This is a genomic window from Nonomuraea sp. NPDC050680, from assembly GCF_040654555.1.
GTDB lineage: Bacteria > Actinomycetota > Actinomycetes > Streptosporangiales > Streptosporangiaceae > Nonomuraea.
Window position 1 is genome coordinate 113,354 of record NZ_JBFAIF010000022.1, and the last position, 22,262, is coordinate 135,615.

At 70.4% G+C, this 22,262-nt stretch carries 20 protein-coding genes; 10 read left to right on the forward strand and 10 right to left on the reverse strand.

Annotation, left to right across the window (positions count from 1 at the left end):
• Nucleotides 1-11 precede the first annotated feature (11 nt).
• Complete coding sequence (locus AB0H88_RS43300; protein ID WP_357654577.1) at nucleotides 12-1,268, forward strand: Gfo/Idh/MocA family oxidoreductase; 1,257 nt, start codon at nucleotides 12-14, stop codon at nucleotides 1,266-1,268.
• Here the strand turns inward: AB0H88_RS43300 and AB0H88_RS43305 are convergent.
• The 3 genes from AB0H88_RS43305 to AB0H88_RS43315 form a co-directional block, all read right to left on the reverse strand.
• Nucleotides 1,237-3,435, reverse strand: a complete 2,199-nt coding sequence (locus AB0H88_RS43305) for a PASTA domain-containing protein (protein WP_357654579.1) — start codon at nucleotides 3,433-3,435, stop codon at nucleotides 1,237-1,239. The genes AB0H88_RS43300 and AB0H88_RS43305 overlap by 32 nt on opposite strands.
• A 120-nt stretch (nucleotides 3,436-3,555) precedes the next feature.
• Nucleotides 3,556-3,972, reverse strand: coding sequence for a hypothetical protein (locus tag AB0H88_RS43310; RefSeq protein WP_357654581.1), 417 nt, complete (start codon nucleotides 3,970-3,972; stop codon nucleotides 3,556-3,558).
• Nucleotides 3,973-4,014: 42 nt separating this feature from the next.
• Nucleotides 4,015-4,824: a TIGR03619 family F420-dependent LLM class oxidoreductase gene (locus AB0H88_RS43315; RefSeq protein ID WP_357654583.1), complete on the reverse strand. Its 810-nt coding sequence runs from the start codon at nucleotides 4,822-4,824 to the stop codon at nucleotides 4,015-4,017.
• Between the two features lie 95 nt (nucleotides 4,825-4,919).
• On the opposite strand from AB0H88_RS43315, the gene AB0H88_RS43320 reads away from it, so the two are divergent.
• A complete protein-coding gene (locus AB0H88_RS43320; RefSeq protein WP_357654584.1) occupies nucleotides 4,920-6,167 on the forward strand; it encodes an LLM class flavin-dependent oxidoreductase in 1,248 nt (415 codons plus the stop codon).
• The gene (locus tag AB0H88_RS43325; RefSeq protein ID WP_357654586.1) at nucleotides 6,164-7,033 is read left to right on the forward strand and encodes a TIGR03619 family F420-dependent LLM class oxidoreductase; all 870 of its coding nucleotides are present in this window, start codon (nucleotides 6,164-6,166) and stop codon (nucleotides 7,031-7,033) included. Before AB0H88_RS43320 ends, AB0H88_RS43325 begins: the two co-directional genes overlap by 4 nt.
• A 50-nt stretch (nucleotides 7,034-7,083) precedes the next feature.
• Here AB0H88_RS43325 and AB0H88_RS43330 read toward each other — a convergent pair whose 3' ends face one another.
• Nucleotides 7,084-7,641 (reverse strand): TetR/AcrR family transcriptional regulator, encoded by a 558-nt coding sequence (locus tag AB0H88_RS43330; RefSeq protein WP_357654587.1) that lies wholly within the window; start codon nucleotides 7,639-7,641, stop codon nucleotides 7,084-7,086.
• Nucleotides 7,642-7,876: 235 nt separating this feature from the next.
• On the opposite strand from AB0H88_RS43330, the gene AB0H88_RS43335 reads away from it, so the two are divergent.
• The 3 genes from AB0H88_RS43335 to AB0H88_RS43345 all read left to right on the forward strand — a co-directional run bounded on the left by AB0H88_RS43335 (nucleotide 7,877) and on the right by AB0H88_RS43345 (nucleotide 9,772).
• Nucleotides 7,877-8,407 (forward strand): hypothetical protein, encoded by a 531-nt coding sequence (locus AB0H88_RS43335; protein WP_357654589.1) that lies wholly within the window; start codon nucleotides 7,877-7,879, stop codon nucleotides 8,405-8,407.
• A 178-nt stretch (nucleotides 8,408-8,585) separates the two neighbouring features.
• Nucleotides 8,586-9,398, forward strand: a complete 813-nt coding sequence (locus AB0H88_RS43340; RefSeq protein WP_357654590.1) for a HipA family kinase — start codon at nucleotides 8,586-8,588, stop codon at nucleotides 9,396-9,398.
• Complete coding sequence (locus AB0H88_RS43345) at nucleotides 9,395-9,772, forward strand: DUF3037 domain-containing protein (RefSeq protein ID WP_357654592.1); 378 nt, start codon at nucleotides 9,395-9,397, stop codon at nucleotides 9,770-9,772. Before AB0H88_RS43340 ends, AB0H88_RS43345 begins: the two co-directional genes overlap by 4 nt.
• 176 nt (nucleotides 9,773-9,948) lie before the next feature.
• Here the strand turns inward: AB0H88_RS43345 and AB0H88_RS43350 are convergent, their stop codons facing one another.
• From AB0H88_RS43350 to dxr, 4 genes are all read right to left on the reverse strand, one after another.
• The gene (locus AB0H88_RS43350) at nucleotides 9,949-10,791 is read right to left on the reverse strand and encodes a GNAT family N-acetyltransferase (RefSeq protein ID WP_357654654.1); all 843 of its coding nucleotides are present in this window, start codon (nucleotides 10,789-10,791) and stop codon (nucleotides 9,949-9,951) included.
• Between the two features lie 36 nt (nucleotides 10,792-10,827).
• On the reverse strand, nucleotides 10,828-12,459 hold the full coding sequence (locus AB0H88_RS43355) for an alpha/beta hydrolase (protein WP_357654594.1): 1,632 nt from the start codon (nucleotides 12,457-12,459) through the stop codon (nucleotides 10,828-10,830).
• Between the two features lie 275 nt (nucleotides 12,460-12,734).
• Nucleotides 12,735-13,886, reverse strand: a complete 1,152-nt coding sequence (gene ispG, locus AB0H88_RS43360; protein ID WP_357654596.1) for a flavodoxin-dependent (E)-4-hydroxy-3-methylbut-2-enyl-diphosphate synthase — start codon at nucleotides 13,884-13,886, stop codon at nucleotides 12,735-12,737.
• A gap of 79 nt (nucleotides 13,887-13,965) precedes the next feature.
• Nucleotides 13,966-15,159 (reverse strand): 1-deoxy-D-xylulose-5-phosphate reductoisomerase, encoded by a 1,194-nt coding sequence (gene dxr / locus AB0H88_RS43365; RefSeq protein WP_357654597.1) that lies wholly within the window; start codon nucleotides 15,157-15,159, stop codon nucleotides 13,966-13,968.
• 197 nt (nucleotides 15,160-15,356) lie between these two features.
• On the opposite strand from dxr, the gene AB0H88_RS43370 reads away from it, so the two are divergent.
• Both AB0H88_RS43370 and AB0H88_RS43375 read left to right on the forward strand, forming a co-directional pair.
• A complete protein-coding gene (locus tag AB0H88_RS43370) occupies nucleotides 15,357-15,716 on the forward strand; it encodes a hypothetical protein (protein WP_357654598.1) in 360 nt (119 codons plus the stop codon).
• A gap of 56 nt (nucleotides 15,717-15,772) precedes the next feature.
• On the forward strand, nucleotides 15,773-16,900 hold the full coding sequence (locus AB0H88_RS43375; protein ID WP_357654599.1) for a hypothetical protein: 1,128 nt from the start codon (nucleotides 15,773-15,775) through the stop codon (nucleotides 16,898-16,900).
• Between the two features lies 1 nt (nucleotide 16,901).
• Here the strand turns inward: AB0H88_RS43375 and AB0H88_RS43380 are convergent, their stop codons facing one another.
• Entirely contained in the window at nucleotides 16,902-18,329 is a 1,428-nt protein-coding gene (locus AB0H88_RS43380; RefSeq protein ID WP_357654600.1) for an aldehyde dehydrogenase family protein, read from the reverse strand.
• Nucleotides 18,330-18,561: 232 nt separating this feature from the next.
• Between AB0H88_RS43380 and AB0H88_RS43385 the strand changes: the two genes are divergently transcribed.
• On the forward strand, nucleotides 18,562-19,194 hold the full coding sequence (locus AB0H88_RS43385) for a TetR/AcrR family transcriptional regulator (RefSeq protein WP_357654602.1): 633 nt from the start codon (nucleotides 18,562-18,564) through the stop codon (nucleotides 19,192-19,194).
• Here AB0H88_RS43385 and AB0H88_RS43390 read toward each other — a convergent pair.
• The gene (locus tag AB0H88_RS43390; protein WP_357654603.1) at nucleotides 19,145-20,650 is read right to left on the reverse strand and encodes a PucR family transcriptional regulator; all 1,506 of its coding nucleotides are present in this window, start codon (nucleotides 20,648-20,650) and stop codon (nucleotides 19,145-19,147) included. The genes AB0H88_RS43385 and AB0H88_RS43390 overlap by 50 nt on opposite strands.
• A gap of 89 nt (nucleotides 20,651-20,739) precedes the next feature.
• On the opposite strand from AB0H88_RS43390, the gene gabT reads away from it, so the two are divergent.
• Nucleotides 20,740-22,068 (forward strand): 4-aminobutyrate--2-oxoglutarate transaminase, encoded by a 1,329-nt coding sequence (gene gabT / locus AB0H88_RS43395; RefSeq protein ID WP_357654605.1) that lies wholly within the window; start codon nucleotides 20,740-20,742, stop codon nucleotides 22,066-22,068.
• The last annotated feature ends 194 nt before the right edge of the window (nucleotides 22,069-22,262 follow it).

Here is a 22,262-nt window from a genome sequence, read left to right on the forward strand (position 1 = left end):
GTGGAGGCGTAATGGTGACTCTCGCCATCGTCGGCGCGGGTTCTCGGGGCACCTCCTACGCTCGCCATGCCGTCGAGTCCGGCGGGGCGCGGGTGGTCGCGGTGGCGGATCCGGTCGAGAGCCGCCGGGCCAGGCACCCCGGCGCGACGCCGTACGCGGACTGGCGCGAGCTGGCGGCGCTCCCCCGGCAGGCCGACGCCGTGATCATCGCGACGCAGGACGCCGATCATGTCGAGCCCGCGGTCCGGTTCGCCGAGCTGGGCTACGACATCCTGCTGGAGAAGCCGATGGCCGTCTCCGAGGACGACTGCCGGGCGATCGTGGCCGCCGCCGAGCGCTCCGACGCGATCTTCGCGGTCTGCCACGTACTGCGCTACACGCCCTACACCCGCGCGCTGAAGGCGCTGCTCGACGCCGGCCGGATCGGCGAGATCGTCAGCATCCAGCACCTGGAGCCGGTCGGCTGGTGGCACCAGGCGCACTCCTACGTCCGCGGCAACTGGCGCAGGTCCGACGAGTCGACGTTCATGCTGCTCGCCAAGTCCTGCCACGACCTCGACTGGCTCGTCCACCTCACCGGCAGGCAGGTCACCAAGGTGTCGTCGTTCGGCGGCCTCCAGCACTTCCGGCCGGAGCACCGGCCCGAGGGCGCGGCCGACCGCTGCCTGGACTGCGCCGTCGAGGACGCCTGCCCCTACTCGGCCAAGCGCATCTACCTGCCGCTGGCGGGCAAGGAGGCGTGGCCGCTGAACGTGGTCACCGACGACGTCTCCGAGCGCGGCGTCCTCGAAGCGCTCAGGACCGGCCCGTACGGCAGGTGCGTGTACGCCTGCGACAACGACGTGGTCGACCACCAGGTGGTGAACCTCGAGTTCGAGGGCGGCATAACCGTCGCGTTCACCATGACCGCCTTCACCCCCGCCGCGCACCGGCAGACCCGGATCTTCGGCACCCGCGGCTCGATCGAGGGCGACGGCGACCGCCTCACCGTCACCGACTTCCTCACCGGCGGCACCGACACGATCGACACCCGCCCCACGGGCGACGCCACCGCCGGTGGTGGACACGGCGGCGGTGACGAGGCGCTGGTGGCGGCGTTCCTGACGGCGGTACGCACCCGCGACCGCGCCCCGATCCTCTCCTCACCGAGCGAGAGCCTGCACAGCCATCTCATCGCCTGGGCGGCCGAGCGGTCCCGCCTGCGGGGCGAGATCGTGGACGTCACACCCGGGGCTGTCAGTCCGTCGGCGGAGGCGTCTCCACGGTGACCGTCGGCGTGGGCTCGGTCGGATCGGGACCGTCCTGGCCCGCGACACCGATGGTCACGACCACGGCGCCCCCCGCCTTGGCACAACTCCCGGCCGCGACGCTCTGCGCGATCGCCACGTCCACCTGCGCGTCGTCCGTGACCACCTGCGTCTTGAAACTCACGACGAACCCGGCCCCCCGCAGCGCCGCCCGAGCCGCCGCCTTGGACTGCCCGACGACGGACGGCACCGTAGCCCCGTTGCGGGCGACGACCAGCGTCACCTTCGCACCGCCCGAAACCCGGCTCCCCGCCCCCGGCTCGCTGGACAGCACCTGCCCCTCCGGCCGATCGGAGCAGGTGCTCTTCGCCGCGCCGACCACCAGCCCGGCCTTGACCAGGACCGCCTCAGCCTGCTTGCGCTCCACCCCGACGACCGACGGCACCGCCAGTCCCGCCGACACCTGAAGCGAGACCGTGCTCCCCCGCGCCACCGTGGCCCCGCCGCTGGGACTGCTGCCCAGCACCTGGCCGATCTTCCGCCGCGAGTCGACCTGCGTGACCTCTCCCACCACGAACCCGGCCCGCTTGATCGCCGCGACCGCCGCCGACCGCCCCATCCCGGCCACCACCGGCACCCGCACCCCGGCGAGTCCGACGGACGGTCCGTGGGTGGAGGGCACATGGCTCTCCCCCGGCTGCTCTCCCCGCTTGCTCCCCGCCCGATCGGGCGGGGACGTGGTCGCGGACGGCTCGGTCGTCACGACCGACGGCCGGACGGCCGCCTGCGGACGCGCCTCCTTCTCATCCCTGAACGTCGGCACCAGCACGCTGACCAGCACGGCGCCGCTCACGAGGAGCGCGGCGGTGACCGCGAGCGCCGCCCGGCCCACCGCCTGACGGGTGCCCTTCCCCTGCTCGCCCAACAGTCCCACGGGAACGCCACCGGAAGAGACGGCACCGCCGCCTGGAGAGACGCCGCCGTCGCCGGGAGAGATGGCGCCGTCATGGGGCGGACCGGCATCCCCGGCACTGTCGTGGGGCAGACCGGCTTTCCCGGCGTTGTCGTGGGGTGGACCGGCTTTCCCGGCACCGTTCCACCAGACGTCCGGCTCCCCGGCACCGTTCCGCCGGACGTCCGGCTCCCCGGCACCGTTCGGCCGGGCGTCCGGCTCCCCGAGGCCCTGCCGCGGGACCGTCGGCGACCACGACGCGACACCCTCTGGCGAGGAGCCCGGCCACCGGTAGCCGCCGGCCGCCCCCGTCGCCTCCGGCTCGGCCATCGGGTAGGGCGGCGGCAGCCGGTCCGGCCCTCCACGCGGCACCGACGGGGCGGACGTCACCCGCAGGATGTGCGACGGCGGCGAGCGCAGCACCTCCGGCGGCGCGGAGCCGGCGTCACCCAGCAGCGCCAGCAGCAACTCCCGGCTGGTCGGCCGGTTCCTGGCGTCCTTGTCCAGGCAGGCCACCACCAGCTCCCGCAACGACCCGTCCAGCCGCCCGAGCTCCGGCGGCGCGGTCAGGATGCGATGCAGCACCGGCGCCACCGAGTCCTGCCCGAACGGCGCCGACGCGTTCGCCGCGAAGCACATCGTGGCGGCCCACGAGAACACGTCCGCCGCTCCCGTGAGCGCCGACGCGGTGATCTGCTCCGGCGCCATGTACGCGGGCGTGCCCACTCCCCGCCCGCTCACCGTGGCCGCCGCGTCCAGCGCCCTGGCCAGCCCGAAGTCGATCACCCGTGGCCCGTCCGAGCCGAGCAGCACGTTCTGGGGCTTGAAGTCACGGTGCACGATGCCCGCCCGGTGGATCGCCGCCAACGCGGTGACCGTGCTCACGGCGAGCCGTTCGAGCGCCGCGCCACGGCGCGGCCCGGTGAGCGCGACCTCGCGCTGCAGCGACGGCCCGTCCACATACTCGCTCACGATGTACGGCCGGCCCTCGTCGAACCCGGCGTCCATCACCTGGGCCGTGCAGAACCGCGCCACGTGCTTGGCCAGCTCCACCTCCCGCAGGAACGCCACCTTCTCGTCCCCCACGGGCCCGTGCAGCAGCTTGACCGCGTAGACGTCCTCGGCCCTCGTCCCGAGGTACACCACGCCCTGGCCGCCCTCGCCCAGACGCCCGGACAGCTCGTAGGCGCCGAGCCGCCGCGGATCCCCCGTTCTGAGTGGCTGTGCCGTTGGCACGGGGTTGCCTCCCCTCGCCGCCACCCACCATCTGCATCCACTCTGCATCCAACTGAAGGCAACGGACGCCGGACAGTCAACGGTGATCGACGCAATGCCGCCTGACCGTGACACATCCCGTCAAGAATGTCGTGAGAGCGTGGCTGAATAGGTAATGTCCGTGTCACCCTGACGTGTCATCTTGATGACCACCTGGTCCGGCTCCGGCGTCGGGAACACCCGCAGCGTCCCCGGAACACACCCTTCGCCCTTGACCCGGTCGAGCGCGAACACGAGCCGGCTCCTGATCGGACTCAGCCGCCCCGAACACCGCAGCCCCGCGCCCCACCGCAGAGCCGAACCGCCCTCCGCCAACTCCATCGCCACCGGGAAGCCGGCGCCCGTATCCGCCGACCTCGTGTCTGCCGACCCCGTCCACTGTCCCGCCAGCCCGGGGCTCTGCGCCCCCCGCAACCAGAGCACGAACCCGGCCACCCCCATGGCCAACCCGACACCGGCCACGACCACCTGCCACGCCCGTCCCCGTGCCCGCCGCATCGCCTCGACCTCCTCCGGGAAGGCTCCGACAGTACGGCAGTCTCAGGTCAGCTGGGCGTACTGGTCGAGCAGCGGCAGGATCTCCTCGGCCGATCCGCTGGGCAGGCTGGCCACCGACTCCTCGATGCCCAGCTCGGCGTAGTAGTCGAGCTTCTCCCTGGTCGGCAATGTCCCGAAGGGGATGACCTTGGCCATCGGCCGCCCGGCCTTCTCGCAGGCTTCGCGCAGGGCGGGTAGCGCGGCCTTGATCCCCTTGCCGCCGATCGGGATCCAGCCGTCGGCCCACTCGGCGACGTGCGCGAACAGCTTCGGACCCGCCGCGCCGCCGATGTAGACGGGCGGCTCGTGGATCGGCTTGGGCCACGACCACGACGGCTCGAACCCCTCGAACTCGGCCACCTCGTCCCGCCACAGCTTCCGCATGGCCAGGACGTTGGCCCGCGCGACCTCGCGCCGCCGGTCGTAGGCCACGCCGTGGTTCTCGATCTCCTCCACGTTCCAGCCGAAGCCGACGCCGACCACCACGCGCCCGCCGGAGAGGTGGTCGAGGGTGGCGATCGCCTTGGCGGTCACGATGGGGTCGCGCTGGGCGGCGAGCAGGATGCCGGTGCCGACGACCAGCCGCTCGGTGGCGGCGGCGGCGAACGACAGCGCGACGAGCGGGTCCAGCACGCGCTTGTACTCCTCGGGCAGCTCGCCCAGCCCCATCGGGTGCGGCGTGCGCCGCGAGACCGGGATGTGCGTGTGCTCCGGTACGTAGAGCGAGTGGAATCCGCGCTCCTCGGCAGCCTTGGCCAGGTCCACGACCGGCATGCCCAGATCCGTGGTGAACATGGTGACACCAAGCCGCATACGACTCTCCTTGACGTCAACCAAGCGATTGCTCGGCTAAGATTTCTAGAGTAGCTTGCCGGACAGAGAAGCGCCCCGCGGAAAGAGGTCTCCCGGTGAAGTTTTCCATCTTCCTGAATCCGCAGATTCCAGGCTCCGGATACGCGGCCGAGGAGAACGCCAAGGCCAAGCGGCCCATCGGACGTGACACGGAGTCGTACCAGAACCTGCTGCACGAGGTGCGGGAGATAGCCGTCCACGCCGACCAGATCGGCTTCGACGCGCTGATGATGACAGAGCACCACTTCCACTCGGAAGGCATGGAGTTCTCGGTCAACCCCCTGATGTTCCTCACCGACCTCGCGGCCAGGACCGAACGCATCCTGCTCGCCCCGCTCGGCATGGTGCTGCCGGCCTGGGACCCCATCCGGGCGGCGGAGGACGTGGCGCTGCTCGACCAGTTCTGCAAGGGACGGCTCCGGCTGGGTGTGGCCAGGGGCTACCAGAACCGGTGGATGAACGTACTGGGCCAGCGCTGGCACGCGGCGGCCGCCCGCTCCGACGGCTCGGCCTCCGACACGCGGAACTTCGACGTCTTCGGTGAAGTGCTGAAGATCATGAAGATGGCCTGGACCCAGGAGACGCTCCGCTACAAGTCCGACGTACTGGACTACGAGGTGCCCTATCCGTTCGACGGCATCGAGGGCTGGCCCGCCTTGGAGTGGACCAAGACGTTCGGCGCCCCGGGTGAGATCTCCGACGACGACAAGGTGCAGGCCATCTCGGTCTGCCCGCGGCCGTACCAGAACCCGCATCCCGAGCTGTGGCAGCCGTTCACGATCTCCGACCGCTCGGTCGTCAGGGCCGCGCAGGAGAACATCCTGCCGTGGATGTTCACCCCGAACCCCGACGACCACGCCGCCAAGGCCAAGCTCTACCAGGAGGAGTCCGCCCGGCAGGGCCGCGACTACAAACTGGGCGAGCACACCGGCATCCTCAAGATCGTCGGCATCGCGGACACGACCGAAGAGGCGATCAACACCTTCGGCCGGAGCATCCCCAAGGACTTCGCCGCCTTCTTCGGCCCGTTCGGCTACCTGGAGGTGCTGCGGAAGAAGGAGGACGAGAAACACAAGCCCATCTCCCCCGAGAAGGGCGACGCCAAGCGCATGAACGACGTGGAGATGGCGCTGTTCGGCACCCCCGACGACGTCAAGCGCGGCATCCAGCGGATGCTCGACCGGATGCCCGACCTGGAGTGGTTCGGCCTCTACATGCAGGGACAGCAGGGCGTGTTGCCGCTCGACACGGTCAAGCGGAACCTGGAGATGTTCGCCACCAAGGTCATCCCGGAGTTCCAGTGAAATTCTGGCTGGGAGCCTCGTTCGCGGACACCGACCAGTTCCTGGAGCTGGCCAGGACGGCTGAAAGGTGCGGGTTCGACACCCTCACCCTGTCGGACCACCTCTTCTACGCCGACTTCGCGACCCCGTACCCCTATTCCAGGTCCGGCCGGCCGCGCTGGACCGCCGAGACGCACTGGCCGGACGTGTGGGTGACGATCGGCGCGATGTCCGCGGTGACCACCACGCTGCGCTTCGCCCCCAACGTCTACATCGCCCCGGCCCGCGACCTGTTCACCGTGGCCAAGCAGGTGTCCACGGCGGCGGTACTGTCGCGGGACCGCGTCACGTTCGGGGTGGGCGTCGGGTGGTGCACGGAGGAGTTCGCCGCCACCGGCCAGGACTTCCACACGCGTGGGCGGCGGCTCAACGAGATGATCCCGGTGCTCCGGGACCTCTGGACCGGCGATACCGTCACGATCGACGACCTGCCCGAGCTGTCCATCTCGCCCACCCCCGCCGAGCCGATCCCGGTCATGGTGGGCGGCGACAGCGACGCCGCGCTGCGCCGGGCGGCCAAGCTGGGCGACGGCTGGATCGGCAACCGCATCTACACAGAGGAGCAGCTCGACACCGTGCTCGACTCCTTACGGGGATGGCTGGACGAGTACGGCAGGACCGGGCCCTTCGAGATCATCGCCCCGCTGGCGGTGCTACCGGACGCCGACACGTTCCGGCACTTCGCCGCCAAGGGCGTCACCGGGACGATGGCCGCCCCGTGGTGGCTGGCCACCCCTGAGGAGAAGCAGCGGTACGGCGAGGGCACCCTGGAGCTCAAGATCGCCACCATGGAACGCTTCGCGGAGGAGGTCATCGCGAAGATGTGACCCCCGGCGCGCTTTCACGAGGGGCGTCGCCTTGGTGAGGGGCGTCGTCGTCATGAGGAGGCGGCCGGGGGGAGGCCCAACTCGGCCATGGCCAGGTCGACCAGGGAGCCCGGCACCTCGTCGGCCGCCCCGATGCGCACGAGGGCGGCCAGTCCGAGGTAGCCGCCGTAGGCCGCCAGCACCCGCCTGCGCGCCTCCTCCTCCGGCTGGCCGAGCTCCCGCAGTACCTCCTGCATGAATTCCAGGCGACGCCGGCTCACCCGCCGCACCACCGCGCCGACCAGCGGATCGTCCACCTCGCTGATCAGCCGGAACGAGATCGCCGCGTTCTCCGCGTCACCGAAGGCCAGGTCCAGCAGGGTCCGCATGCGCGCCACCGGCTCGTCGAGCGACTCCAGCCGGGCGATGACCCGCTCGGTCCCGGCCTCCCAGTACGCCAGGGCTGCCTCGACCAGCGCCCGGCGGTTGGCGAAGTGCCAGTAGAAGCTGCCCTTCGAGACGCCGAGCCGTACCGCGACGGGCTCCACCGCCACAGCGCCCAGGCCACCCTCCGCGAGCGCGGCCAGCGCGGCCCTCGCCCAGTCGTCCGGCCCCAACCGCTCCGCCACCCCACGTTTCCCTCGCTCAGCCACCCCACGCCTCCCCTCGCTCGACCGCCCTCCGCCGACGGACACCGTCCCCGTGCCGCGCGGAACCGCCCCGTGCCGCACGGAACCGCTGAACCGCCCCGTGCCCCACAAAACCGTCCCCCGCTCCGACAGCCTGCCATACGGCGGCGTATAGTCGCCTCCATACGCAACCGTATGGAGGCCGCGAGCAGGCCCCGAGCGCGAGGAGCCCCCCATGCCGACACTGGTAGACGACTTCATCCCCCGCCCGGACGCGGCGGAGCGGCACTCGATCGTGATCAACGCCTCCCGCGACCGCGTCTGGCAGGCGATCACGCACCTCGACCCGCAGGACGTCCGCTTGGCCAAGCCGCTGCTCGCCCTCCGCCGGCTGATCGACCGCTCCCCCGGCGACCGGCCGAAGCGGAACCTGCCCAACTTCACCCCGCTGGCCGAGGACCCGATGCGGGAGCTCGTCGTCGGGACGGTCGGGCAGTGGTGGCGGCTGGGCCGTGCCGAGCGCACCCCGGCGATCGGCGACGTGGCGGCGTTCCGCGCCTTCGACCAGCCCGGGTACGCGAAGGCGACGTTCAGCTTCCTGCTGGACGACGCGGGCCCGGGGCGCGTCCGCCTGGTCACCGAGACCAGGGTCCTGGCCACCAGTCCCGACGCCCGCCGCGCCTTCCGCCGCTACTGGATCGTCATCCGCCTCGGCAGCGGCCTGATCCGTCGCGTGATGCTCTCAGCCATCCGGGCCCGCACCTGACCACCACGCCATACTGTGCGGCCATCCGGGCCCGCACCTGACCACCACGCCATACTGTGCGGCCATCCGAGCCCGCGCTTGACCGCCCGCGCGAGGACACGCCCATGACCATGCCTGTGCACCGCGGCTGGTGAGGCAGTGGGGCGGAAGCGGTCACGCAGGGCGATAACCTCGTGTCGTGCTGGATAAGATCGCGGCGACCCGTTATGTGACGCCGCTGCGTGAGGGCGGGTCGCTGCCGGGTGTGGTCGAGGCGGATGATCTCGGCACCTACGTGGTGAAGTTCCGGGGAGCGGGCCAGGGCCGCCGGGTGCTCGTGGCGGAGATCATCTCGGGCGAGCTGGCCAGGCGGCTCGGACTCCGCACTCCCGAGATCAAGCTGATCGACCTCGACCCGCAGATCGCCGTCCGGGAGCCCGACGAGGAGGTGCAGGACCTGCTCAAGGCCAGCACCGGCCTCAACCTGGCGATCGACTTCCTGCCCGGCTCTCTCGGGTTCGAGCCGCTGACGTGGACGCCCGACCGGATGTTCGCCTCGCGAGTGGTCTGGTTCGACGGCCTGATCCACAACATCGACCGCAGCTGGCGCAACCCCAACCTGCTCGTCTGGCACCGCGACATCTGGCTGATCGACCATGGCGCGGCGCTCTGGTTCCACCACAACTGGCGGACCGCCGACCCGCGACGGCCGTTCGACGTGGGAGACCATGTGCTGGCGCCGTTCGCCACCCACCTGGAGGGCGCGGCGGCCGAGCTGTCCGCGAAGATCACTCCCGAGCTCCTGGAGACCGTCACCGCGCTGGTGCCCGACGAATGGCTCGACGACGAGCCTGGCTTCGACTCGGCGCAGGCCGTCCGCGACGCCTATGTCGAGCACCTGCTCCAGCGCGCGCGGGCACCGTACGAGTGGCTGAGACCGCCCGAGACCCCGGTCGGCGGGCCAACGGGGCCGGGTTCCGTCGGCGAGTTCTGGCGCGGAGGCGACCGATGAGCAGGGACGTCTACGAGTACGCGGTGATCCGCGTGATGCCGCGCGTCGAGCGCGGCGAGCTGATCAACGCGGGCGTGCTGCTCTACTGCCAGCCACGCGACTACCTCTGCGCGCGGGTCGATCTCAACGCGACCCGGCTGCGCGCCCTCGACCCGGCGGTGGACGTCGACGGTGTACGACAGGCGCTCAGTGCCTACGAACTGGCCTGCGGCGAGGAGGCCGGACCGCTGGTCAAGGAGTCGCTCGGCGGAAGGTTCCGCTGGCTGACGGCACCGCGCAGCACGATCGTGCAGACCGGCCCGGTCCACGCCGGTCTCACCGCCGACCCGGACACCGAGTTGGCCAGACTCTTCGACAAACTGGTCCGGCTCTGACCTCTACGTCACACGACCGTCCCCATCCGTGTGACGGTCCGTCGTGGCTGGGGTCCCTAGAAGGGGAACCCCCTCCCGTGGCAGCGGACGAGCACGGCCCATTGTGGCAAGGTCCCTATGAAGGGCCCCCGGAAAGCGGAAGAACGGATGCCCGGCGAGCGTTCGTGGACACCGCGCTAGAACAGCACGGACATGAACGTGTCCACCTCGTGGAAACCCACCTTCCGGTAGACCGCCCGCGCCGAGTGGTTGAAGTCGTTGACGTACAGCGAGACCACGGGAGCGAAGCAGTCAAGGGCGGCGTCCACCACCGCGGCCATCCCGGCAACCGCGTGTCCCTGGCCGCGCAGCGCGGGGTCGACCCACACCCCCTGGATCTGGCAGGCATGGGGAGTGACCGCACCGACCTCGGCCTTGAACACCACGCGGCCGTCGTCGATGCGCGCGTAGGACCTGCCGATGCGGATCAGCTCGGCCACCCTGGTCCGGTAGAGGGCGCCGCCGTCGCCGAGGTTGGGTGAGACCCCCACTTCCTCGGTGAACATCGAGACGCAGGCGGGCAACAGCGTTTCGAACTGGTCCGGGCGTACCCGCTGGACCAGCGGATCGGCGGGCACGGGCGACCTGCGCGAGGTGGCCATGACCGGCTGCGTCCAGCGGATCGTGCGGGCCCGGCCCCAGTACGGCTCCAGGCGCTCCCACAGCAGCGACACCGCGTCGGCGGGGCCCACGATGGACGAGCAGCGGCGGCCCTGCTTGCGGGCGCGGTCGGCGAACGCATGCACGGCTTCGGGACCGGCGTTGACCGGCACCATGTTCGCCCCCGCGTAGCAGAGCGAGACGAGCCCGCCGCGCGGCCCGAACCCCCACATCTGCCCGCCCAGCCGCGCCGGATTGAGTCCGACGGTCCGCACCCGGGAGGAGACGAAGACGTTCGCGACCGGATCGAAGTCGAGCAAGGCAAGAGCTTCGTCCCGGTCGCTGTCATCGAGCACACGCGACGCCGATGTACGCAGCATCACATGGTCAGACTACGCGAACGACCACCGAATAGCTCATCTGGCGAGGAGCTCGGTGCGCCTTTCGTGACCTAGAGGACGAAGGGCCGCCATATGGGCCGTGGGCTTGGGCGCCGGCAGTTTGTCACAGTTGGCGGTGTGCCGCGGCAACGTGCCGTCGACCAGGTACGCGACCAGGTGGCGGTCCACGCACTGGTTCCCCGACAGCGAGGACCCGTGGTTGCCGCCCGCGTCGACGACCATGCGGGCGCTCGGGAACAGCTTGCGCATGTTCAGGGCGCCCTGGTATGGCGTCGCGGCGTCGTCCTTCGACTGGATCATCAGGATCGGGGGCAGCCGCTTGGACGCGTTGATCTTGACCGGAGTGCCGGCCGGTATGGGCCAGAACGCGCACGGGGCGTTGTACCAGGCATTGGACCAGGTGAGGAACGGCGCCTGCCGGTACACCCGGGTCATGTCCGTCCGCCACTTGTCCCAGGACCTGGGCCACTGGGCGTCGCGGCACTGCACGCTCAGGTAGATGGCGTAGCCGTTCTCCTCGTCGGCGTCCGGCTTGCCGTACTTGTTGTAGACGTCGACCAGTGCCTTCGCGTCGGCCTGCCGCACGTACCTGGACCAGGCGGCGGCGAGGTCGGGCCAGATCCTGTCGGTGTAGCCGGCCACGGTGAAGGCGTCGTCGAGCTCGCTGGGGCCGACCACCCCGGCGGCCGGGCGGTCGTGCAGCCTGGAGCGCATCGCGTACCAGGCGAACGAGGTCTGGGTGAGCGAGCCGCCGAGCTTGTAGACGGCGTTGTTCTTGGCGGTCCAGGCCAGGAAGGCGCGGTGCCGGCGCTCGAAGGCGCGGTCCTGGGCCAGGTTGGCCTTGTACCAGACGCCGTCCGGGTCGACCGTGCTGTCCAGGACGAGGTGTTTGACCCGGTCGGGGAAGAGCGTGGCGTAGACGGCGCCGATGTAGGTGCCGTAGGAGTAGCCCAGGAAGCTGATCTGCGGCTCGCCGAGGGCCGTGCGTATGCTGTCCATGTCGCGGGCGGTGTTCTCGGTGGTCAGGTAGGGCAGCAGCCACGCGTACAGGTCGCCGCACCGGCTGGCGTATTCGCTGGCCCTGCCGAGCAGCACCTTCTCGTCTTCCTCATCGCGCGGCACCGCGTCGGGCCTGGGCGCGGCGTAGTAGACGGCGGGATCGACGCAGTGCATGGCGGGCTCGCTGTTGCCCACGCCGCGCGGGTCGAAGCCGATGATGTCGTAACGGTCGGCGGCCTTCTGCGAGAGCGTCGCCGACACGTACTCGGCCAGCGACCGGCCCGAGGCGCCCGGCCCGCCGGGGTTGACCAGCAGCGGGCCCAGGTAGTCGCCCTCGCGCGGCACCTTGGCCTTGATCCGGTTGAGCGCCAGCGTGATCGACTGCCCCAGCGGCTCGTTGTAGTCGAGCGGCACCCGCACGGAAGCGCACTCCACACCGCTCACCGCGGGCGCGGACCGACCGATGGCCGTCCCGGAATCGGCCGTCTCCGTCTCCGTCTTCGACGACGCCGCCGGAGACGACACCGGGCAGGGCCCCCAGCTCAGTCCTGAACTCATGGCGCTCCCAGCGGCCACGGCGCTACTCGCTCCGCCGAGCACCGGCACCAGCATCGCCATCCCGACGACCACTCTTACGACCCGCTTCACACGGCCTCCCATTCGATTGGCAGACCGATGGTCCCTGAGTAACCGACTCATGACGCTGGGTATGGAAGAACGCTTACCAATCTGTAATCGCCCAATTGCACGCCGTAACGAAGTCGCGGACGCCCAGGGTGCCCGGTTTGCCCCGCCACTGGCCAAGAGTGCGCACGTCACGGCGCCGCACCACCTCCACCGGAGGAGCGTGCCCCTGGACAGAGCTCAGCCCGGTCGGTGTCTGGGGCCGACCGGGCTGAGCCGTAAAAAATATGAGTTCTAAATCAGCCGACGACAACCTCAGGCTCGCCATCGAGCTCGATGCCCATCGAGTCGGCGATGCGCAGGGCCTCGTCGATCAGGGTCTCGACGATCTGCGACTCGGGGACCGTCTTCACGACCTCGCCCTTGACGAAGATCTGCCCCTTGCCGTTGCCCGAGGCCACGCCCAGGTCGGCCTCGCGGGCCTCCCCCGGCCCGTTGACGACGCAGCCCATGACGGCCACCCGCAGCGGCACCTTCAGCCCCTCGAGCCCCGCCTGCACCTGCTCAGCCAGCGTGTAGACATCGACCTGCGCCCGCCCGCACGACGGGCACGAGACGATCTCCAGCCCGCGCTCCCGCAGTCCGAGTGACTCCAGGATCTGCGTGCCGACCTTGACCTCCTCGACCGGCGGCGCCGACAGCGAGACGCGGATGGTGTCGCCGATGCCCTCCGCCAGCAGCGCGCCGAACGCGACCGCCGACTTGATCGTGCCCTGGAAGGCCGGACCGGCCTCGGTCACACCCAGGTGCAGCGGGTAGTCGCACTGGGCGGCCAGCAGCCGGTACGCGTTGATCATGACGACGGGGTCGTTGTGCTTGACCGAGATCTTGATGTCGCGGAACCCGTGCTCCTCGAACAGCGAGCACTCCCACAGCGCCGACTCGGTCAGCGCCTCAGGCGTCGCCTTGCCGTACTTCTGCAGCAGCCTGGGGTCGAGCGAGCCGGCGTTGACGCCGATGCGGATCGGCACGCCGTGATCGGCCGCCGCCCGCGCGATCTCGCCCACTTTGTCATCAAATTTCTTGATATTGCCGGGGTTGACGCGCACGGCCGCGCAGCCCGCCTCGATGGCCGCGAACACGTACTTCGGCTGGAAGTGAATGTCGGCGATGACCGGGATCTGTGACTTGCGGGCAATGATGGGCAGCGCGTCGGCGTCGTCCTGCGACGGCACGGCCACCCGCACGATCTGGCAGCCCGAGGCGGTCAGCTCGGCGATCTGCTGCAGGGTGGCGTTGACGTCGGCGGTCACCGTGGTGGTCATCGACTGCACGGAGACCGGCGCGTCGCCACCGACCGGGACGCTACCGACCATGATCTGGCGGGAGTGCCGGCGTTGGGCGAGCGGCTTGGGACGGACCGTGGGGATGCCGAGTGCTACAGAAGACATTTCAACCCTTGAGTTTCGGTAACGGTATCCAGTGTAGGTAGCCCGTGGGACTGCCGGGCTGTGAGCTCCGTCCCAGGTCTCATCCGCCGGCCACGCCCCGTACGAGCTCGCTCGCGCGAGTGCGAGCCCAGGCGTCGGCGGCGAGCACCTCCTCGACCGAGTCCGCGGGGGTCACCCGGTGCTCTTCGACGACCTTGGCGACCGTGTCGACGATCGCCGGGAACGGCAACCCGCCGCCGATGAACGCCTCCAGGCACGCCTCGTTGGCCGCGTTGTAGACGGCGGGCGCGGTGCCGCCCTCGGTGCCGACGTGCCTGGCCAGAGCGACGGCGGGGAAAGCCTCGTTGTCGAGCGGCTCGAAGGTCCACTGCTGGGCCCGGGTCCAGTCGATGGGGGCCGCGGCGCCCGCGATCCGCTCGGGGTGGCCGAGCGCGAGCGCGATCGGCAGCCGCATGTCGGGCGGGCTGGCCTGGGCGATGGTGGAGCCGTCGATGTACTCGACCATGGAGTGGATGATCGACTGAGGATGCACCACGACCTCGATCCGGTCGAAGCCGATGTCGAACAGCAGGTGCGCCTCGATCACCTCCAGCCCCTTGTTGACCAGGGTGGCCGAGTTGATGGTGATCATGGGACCCATGGACCAGGTGGGGTGTGCCAGGGCCATCTCGGGCGTGACGTCGAACAGGTCGGCGCGCTTGCGCCCCCTGAACGGCCCGCCGCTCGCGGTGATGACCAGCCGCTTGACCGCCTCGGGCCGGTGACCGTCGGGGCCGCCCGCCCACAGGCACTGCTGCACGGCCGAGTGTTCGGAGTCGACGGGCAGGATCTGCCCCGGCGCGGCCAGCCGCTTGACCAGCGGCCCGCCGATGATCAGCGACTCCTTGTTGGCCAGGGCGAGTGTCCTGCCCGCCTCCAGCGCGACCAGCGTGGAGGTCAGGCCGAGCGCGCCGGTGATGCCGTTGAGCACCGTGTCGCACGGCCACGCCGCCGCCTCCGCGACCCCCTCGGGGCCCGCGAGCACCACCGGGCTCGCGCCGCGCGCCGCGAGCGCCTCCTTCAGCGCCGGTACGGCGTCGGCGTCGGCCACGGCCACCACCTCGGCGCCGTGCTCGGCCGCCTGCTCGGCGAGTAGCTCGACCTTCCCGCCACCGGCCGCGAGCCCGGCGATCCTGAACCTGCCCGGATCGGCGCCGATGACATCGAGCGCCTGGGTGCCGATCGAGCCGGTGGAGCCGAGGACGACGACGGAGCGGAAGGTGTCTGCGTGCACCCGTCCATTGTCCCCGCTGCCGGAAGCAAACCGGCACGCGGCTCCCCTGCCCCTGAATATGGCAACGCCTGTGACACCAGATATTCATCTACATCAATGCCCAAATATCCCCATATCCGTATGCGCAAATCCCGAGAAATCGGGATATTGGAGCCGCTACCTTCCAGCCTCAGATCTGGGATTTCGGGAGGTACGTAATGCACCGCAGAGTCGCTCTGATTTCCATCCTCACCCTCACCGCCGGGGGCGCCAGCAGATGTACGCCTTCGGCTACCCGGCGGCGGGCCCCCTACGACGGCTCGAAGCTGACCTACTGCGGCGGCCGCGCGTTCGACGATTTCCTGATGTCCAAGGATCAGGGTCTGACCTGCGACATGACCGGCGGTTCGAGCGGCAGTCCATGGTTCCAGAATTTTAATGAAACGACCGGCCTCGGCACCCAGAACTCCGTCAACAGCTTCAAATACAACTTCGCCGCTAAATGGATGTTCGGCCCTTATTTCGGGTCAGAGGCCCAAGCCGTCTACCAAGCCGCCCAGAGCACCAACGCCCCCTGAAGCCATTCACCGAAAGTAGTCACAAGAACACATCTTGTGGTGCACACTCGGGGGTCATGAGCCTGAGCACCCCCTTGCTGACAGCCGTACCGCTCGTCACGGGGCTGATGGGCCCCGCACTCATCGGCGCCATGCCCGTCCAGCATCACGACCCCGCCCATACCGTCGCCAAGCGGGTCGTGCACACGGCCAAGCGGACGGAGGTGGTCGAGCACGTGGCCGCCCGCAGCCCCGCCGAGCAGCGGCGCGTGCTCGACTACTGGACACCGGCCCGGATGGCCGACGCACTGCCGATCGACATGCTCGGCATCGTGACCAAGCGTGACGGCCTGCTGGGCGGCCTCGCCAAGAAGACAGGGATCACCGCGGCGCCCGGTCTGACCGGGGAGACAGCGACCGGCGAGAAAGCGACCGGGGAGAAAGCGACCGGCGACAAGGTGACCGGCCAGAAGGCCAAGATCCCCGTTCCCCGCCTCCAGTCGGCCCGGCCCCTGACCACCACGTCCGGCTCCCGCTGGCTGACCGGCGGCGCGGTGACCCGCACCACCGGCCGCGTCTTCCTGACCGTCAGCGGGATCGACTTCGTGTGCTCCGCGAGCACGGTCAAGAGCGCGAGCAGGGACCTCGTGGTCACGGCCGGCCACTGCGTCAAGGACGGCACCGGCGAGTGGGCGGCCAACTGGCAGTTCGTGCCCGGCTACCGCGGCGGCGGCGGCCACCCCTACGGCCAGTACGCCGCCCGTCGCATGTTCGTCACCGGCCCGTGGGCGCACTCCGCCGACGACAGCTACGACGTGGGCATGGTGGCTCTGACGACCGCGGAGAGCCGGCACGTCACCGACGTGGTCGGCGCCCAGCAGATCGCCTTCAACGCCGCGCGCGGCGGCCAGACGTTCGGCTTCGGTTTCCCGGCCGACCCGCCCTACGACGGCGAGCACCTGGTCTACTGCGCGGGCCGCCTGCACGGCGACCCCTACAAGCAGACCCGCGACCAGGGCATCGGCTGCGACATGACGGCGGGCTCCAGCGGCGGCCCGTGGCTGTCCGGCTTCGACCCCGCCACGGGCACCGGCGAGATCACGTCGCTGAGCAGCTTCAAGTACAGCGACGACCAGCGCACCATGTACGGCCCCTACTTCGGCGACGCCGCCAAGGCCCTGTTCGACACCGCCCAGCGGGCATAGTTCAGAGCGACAGGCCGGTCAGCACCATGACCTTCTCGTAGGTGTAGTCCGTCATCGCCGAGTGCAGGCCCTCGCGGCCGATGCCGGAGTCCTTCACGCCGCCGTAGGGCATCTGGTCGGCCCGGTACGACGGCACGTCCCCGATGATCACGCCGCCCACCTCCAGCTCCCGGTTGGCCCGGAAGGCCGCGTCCAGCGACCGCGTGAACACGCCGGCCTGCAGGCCGTACCTGGAGGCGTTGACCATCGCGTACGCCTCGTCGATGTTCGCGGCGGGCTGCAGCACCATGACCGGCCCGAAGACCTCCTCGCGCAGGACCTTGGCGTCGGGGGGCACGTCGGCCAGGACGGTGGGCGCGTACGTGGCACCCTCGCGGGTGCCACCCGCGAGCACGCAGGCGCCCCCGTCCACCGCCTCCTGGACCCACTGCTCGACGCGTTCGGCGGCGTGGGCCGAGACCAGCGGCCCGACCTGCGTCTTCTCGTCGGCCGGATCGCCGGTGACAAGTCCGGCGACGGCCGGGAGCAGGCGCTCGACGAACGCGTCGTAGACAGGCTGCTCGACGATCACCCGCTGCACGGCGATGCAGCTCTGACCGGCCTGGTAGTTGGAGAACAGGGCGACGCGCTGGGCCGCCCAGTCGAGATCGGCGTCGGCCAGCACGACGGCCGCGGCGTTGCCACCGAGTTCGAGCGTCACACGCTTGCGCGGGATCTGGTCGGCGATCGCGTAACCGACCGGCGCCGAGCCGGTGAACGACACCACCGGCAGCCTGGGATCATCCACCAGGACGGAGGCGCGCTCGTTCTCGACCGGCAGCACGGAGAACATCCCGGCGGGCAGGTCGGTCTCGGCCAGGATCTCGCCGAGCAGGAGCGAGGTGAGCGGCGTGGCGGGCGCCGGCTTGACGATGACGGGCGCGCCGACGGCGATGGCGGGCGCGACCTTGTGGGCGACCAGGTTCAGCGGGAAGTTGAACGGCGTGATCGCGAGCACCGGCCCGTACGGCAGACGGGACACGTACGCCAGGCGCCCGGCGGCGGCGGGCTCGGTGTCGAGCCGCTGCACGCCGCCCGACCAGCGGCGGGTCTCCTCGGCGGCGAAGCGGAAGGTGGCGATCGCGCGGGTGACCTCGCCCCGGGCCCAGAAGATCGGCTTGCCGTTCTCGGCGGTGATCAGGTGGGCGATCTCGTCGGCCCGCTCCGCGATGCGGCGCGAGACGTGGGCCAGCGCTTCGGCGCGTACGTGCGCGGGGAGCGCGGCGGCCTGCCGGGCGACCGCGTGGGCGGCCGCGATGGCCTCCTCGACCTGGGCATCGGTCGGCACGGAACAGCGGCCGACGTCGCGACCGTCATGGGGATTGGTCACGGTGAGCTGGGAGTCGCCGGTGGCTGGCCGGCCCGCGAGCCAGAAGGTACGCACGTCCATGTTCCCGACGTTATGCCAAGGCGACGATCGGGGACGTACACCACCGTGCACAAGACCCCCACCAGACCCCGCCGTTAAGTACAACCTCCCTTGCCTACCCAGGATGTAACAGAAGTAGACCTAATTCGGGATGTTTACCATGCAGGGCGGTTTGAACTTTCTCCCGGCTGGCTAAGTCATCGTGTGCGGGTCCTCAGCGCGGCGGGCCCCCGACGCAGAAAGGCGTGGCCCCATGACCTCCTCGGCGCCTCTCGGGCTCCAAGGCGCCTACTTGCTCGGTGAGCGGGCCACCCATGACGAACTACGTTCCCGGCTTCTCGACGTCGCGGTCAACCTGCTGCTCAGCGACGGCCCCGAGAGCTTGACCATGCGCAGGATCGCCACGGAGGCCGGTTGCACGACAACGGTGATCTACACGATGTTCGGCAACAGGGAAGGGCTGGCGGAGGCCCTCTACCTGGAGGGATTCGAGCGCTTCCGGCGCTTTCTGGACGCGGTCCCACAGCGGCGGGACGCCCTTGAGAACCTCACCGCGCTCGGCCCCGCCTACCGTCAGGCGTGTCTGGCCGAGCCCGGCTACTACAGCTTGATGTTCGAGCGGGCGATCCCCGGTTTCGAACCCAGCGAGCGGGCCAGGACATTGGCCCGCGCGGCGCTCAACATCCTCGACCGGGTGATCGCCGACTGCATCTCCGCCGGCTATCTCGTCCCGACCCAGCCACGTAAGATCGCCGACGCGCTGTGGGCCGCCGCCCAGGGCGCGATCAGCCTGGAGCGGGCCGGTCACCTGCGTGACGGCCGCACCTACGAGGCGGTCACGACGGCGACGATCTGCTGCTATCTGGTGGACAAGCCGAAGAAGTAGCCGCCAGCGCGATCCAGAGCTCGGCGCGCACACCGGGATCGTCCAGGTCCCGGCCCAGCAGTTCGGTGACCCGCTTCATGCGGTAGCGGAGCGTGTGGCGGTGGATGCCGAGCCGCTGGGCCGCCGCGTCCCAGTGGCCGTTGCTGCCGATGTAGGCGCGCAGCGACTCCATCAGGTCGGCCCGCGAGCCGTACCTGGTGAGGGGCGCGAGCAGCGCCGCCGCGAACGCCTGGGCGGCGGCGGGGTCGAGCAGGGCCAGCAGCCCCTGGCCGGCGAGGTCGGCGAACCTGACGAGGCCGTCACGGCCGCTCTCGAAGGCCCGCCTGGCCTGGTCGAGCGCGCCGGGCAGCTCACCGTACGCGCTGGGCGCGCTCATCCCGACGGTCCCCCCGGCGAGCGAGGCCACCCTCTCGGCCTGCGCCGCGGCCACGAGCACCACGACCGGCGATCCGAGCGGAGCGGTTTCAGCGTCAGGGAAGCGGGCGGTGAAAGCGTGCGGCTCCACCGAGTCGAGCGCGTCGCCCGCCACCGCCAGCACCACCACCGGTTCCTCCGGCAGCCGCCCCCCGAGCGGCGCCAGCACCGCGCCCGCCTGCCCCCTTCCACCGTCCAGCAGGAGCCTCAGTACGGCCGAGCGCACCCGCCGCTCGGCCTCCCGCTGCGCGCCGCCCTGCTCGACGGCCAGCGTGAGCAGCGATCCGGCCGCGTTGATGACCGTCTGCGTGACGGGCGAGAACGCCCGGGACGCCCCGACGACGAAGAACCCGCGCGGCCTCGGCCCCCCGCCCAGCGGCTGCAGCACGACGTGCTCGTCCGGCCCGGAGAGTGCCAGGCTCGCGGGCGGCCGCCCGTTCGCTCCGCCGCCCCGCCAGCCACCGTGCTCGCCGCGCAGCCGGGCCAGTTCGCGGGCCGCCGCATCGGCCTTGGCGGCGCGGGTGGCGTGCCGTACCTCGCCGTGCTCGTCCAGCAGAGCGGCCCAGCCGCCGACCTCCTTGGCCAGCCGGTCGATGACCGCGTACGGGCCCTCGGTCCGCAGGGCCGCCCGCGTGAGGCGGCCCTGGGCGGCGAAGGCGCGGGTGATCTCGTCGTACTGCTCGGCGGCGAGCAGGTCGCTGACCGCCTTGCCGACCTCGATGAACGGCGTCTCGCGCGGCACCTCCAGCAGCGGCAGCCCGGCCGCGGTGGCCGCCTCAAGCAGCGCGGGCGGCACCTCTTCGTGCGAGAGCCCGACGCCGAGGGCGAGCCCGGTCACGCCACGCGCCACGAGGCGGGCGACATATTGCGAAAAGTCGCCTTCCAGGCGCATGCCCGTGGTCAGGAGGAGTTCGTCGCCCTCCAGGTAGGGCGTGGGATCCTCCAGCTCGCTGACGGCCACCCAGCGCACGACCGAGTCCAAGGTGCCGACCAGCGGCCGCAGCCCTGTCCGTCGCACCACGGTCCGCAGCGAAGGCGCCATACGAGTTGTCCATTCCGGCAAAGACTGGCACCCCAGTGTGACATATCGACGCATCGGGCCAGGTGAGCGCCCGGCGTACCGTCGGGCCTATGAGCATTCCGCAGGAGCGTCGTCTCGTCACCGCGATCCCAGGCTCGAAATCGCAGGAGTTGCTGGCCCGCAAGCAGGCCGCCGTGCCCCCGGGCATCGGCACCGCGCTGCCGGTCTTCGTGACGCGCGCCGGCGGCGGCGTCGTCCAGGACGCCGACGGCAACTCGCTGATCGACTTCGGCTCCGGCATCGCCGTGACCAGCGTCGGCAATGCCGCGCCCAAGGTGGTCGAGCGGGTCCAGGAGCAGGTCGCCGACTTCACCCACACCTGTTTCATGGTCACCCCGTACGAGTCGTACGTGGAGGTCTGCGAGAAGCTCAACGAGCTGACCCCCGGCGACCACGAGAAGCGCACGGTCCTGCTGAACACCGGCGCCGAGGCCGTCGAGAACGCCGTCAAGATCGCCAGGCACGCCACGGGCCGCCCGGCGGTCGTCGTGTTCGACCACGGCTACCACGGCCGCACGCTGCTGACCATGACGCTGACGGCCAAGAACATGCCCTACAAGCAGGGCTTCGGCCCGTTCGCGCCAGAGGTGTACCGGGTGCCGCTGGCCTACCCCTTCCGCTGGCCGACGGGCCCGGAGAACTGCGCGGAGGAGGCCGCCGCGCAGGCCATCGACATGATCGTCAAGCAGATCGGCGCGGAGAACGTCGCCGCCGTGGTGATCGAGCCGATCGCCGGCGAAGGCGGGTTCATCGAGCCGGCCAAGGGCTTCCTGCCGAGGATCGCCGAGTTCTGCCGGGACAACGGCATCGTGTTCGTCGCCGACGAGGTGCAGACCGGCTTCGCGCGTACCGGGCGGATGTTCGCCTGCGAGGACGAGGGCATCGTGCCCGACCTCATCACCACCGCCAAGGGCATCGCGGGCGGCCTCCCGCTCGCCGCCGTCACCGGCCGCGCGGAGATCATGGACAAGGTGCACTCCGGCGGCCTCGGCGGCACGTACGGCGGCAACCCGGTCGCCTGCGCCGCCGCGCTGGGCGTGCTGGAGACGATCATCGAGGAGGACCTGGTCGCCAAGGCCCGCCGCATCGGCGACATCATGCTCCCCCGGCTGCACGCGCTGCGCGAGCGCTTCGACGTGATCGGCGACGTGCGCGGCCGTGGCGCGATGATCGCCGTCGAGCTGGTCCAGCCGGGCACGAAGGAGCCGAACCCGGCCGCACTCGCCGAGGTCGTCCGGCGCTGCCACGCGGAGGGCCTGCTGGTGCTCACCGCGGGCACGTACGGCAACGTGCTGCGCTTCCTGCCGCCGCTGGTCATGCCCGAGCACCTCCTGGAGGAGGGTCTCGGCATCCTGGAGAAAGCTTTCGCTGAACTGTAGGAAACGTGCGAAACGGGCATCCAGCTTGTGGCTGGATGCCCGTTTTTGTAGGTGTAAGGGGTGTGAGCCGGGTAGAGAATTCACTCGGGCTTGACGCTGCCCTAGACGATCAGGAGCACGCCCGGGCTTATAACGGATCCGGTATACGAGTGGCCTACCGCTGCTGGGAGCATGATGAACTGGGGTCCGACAGG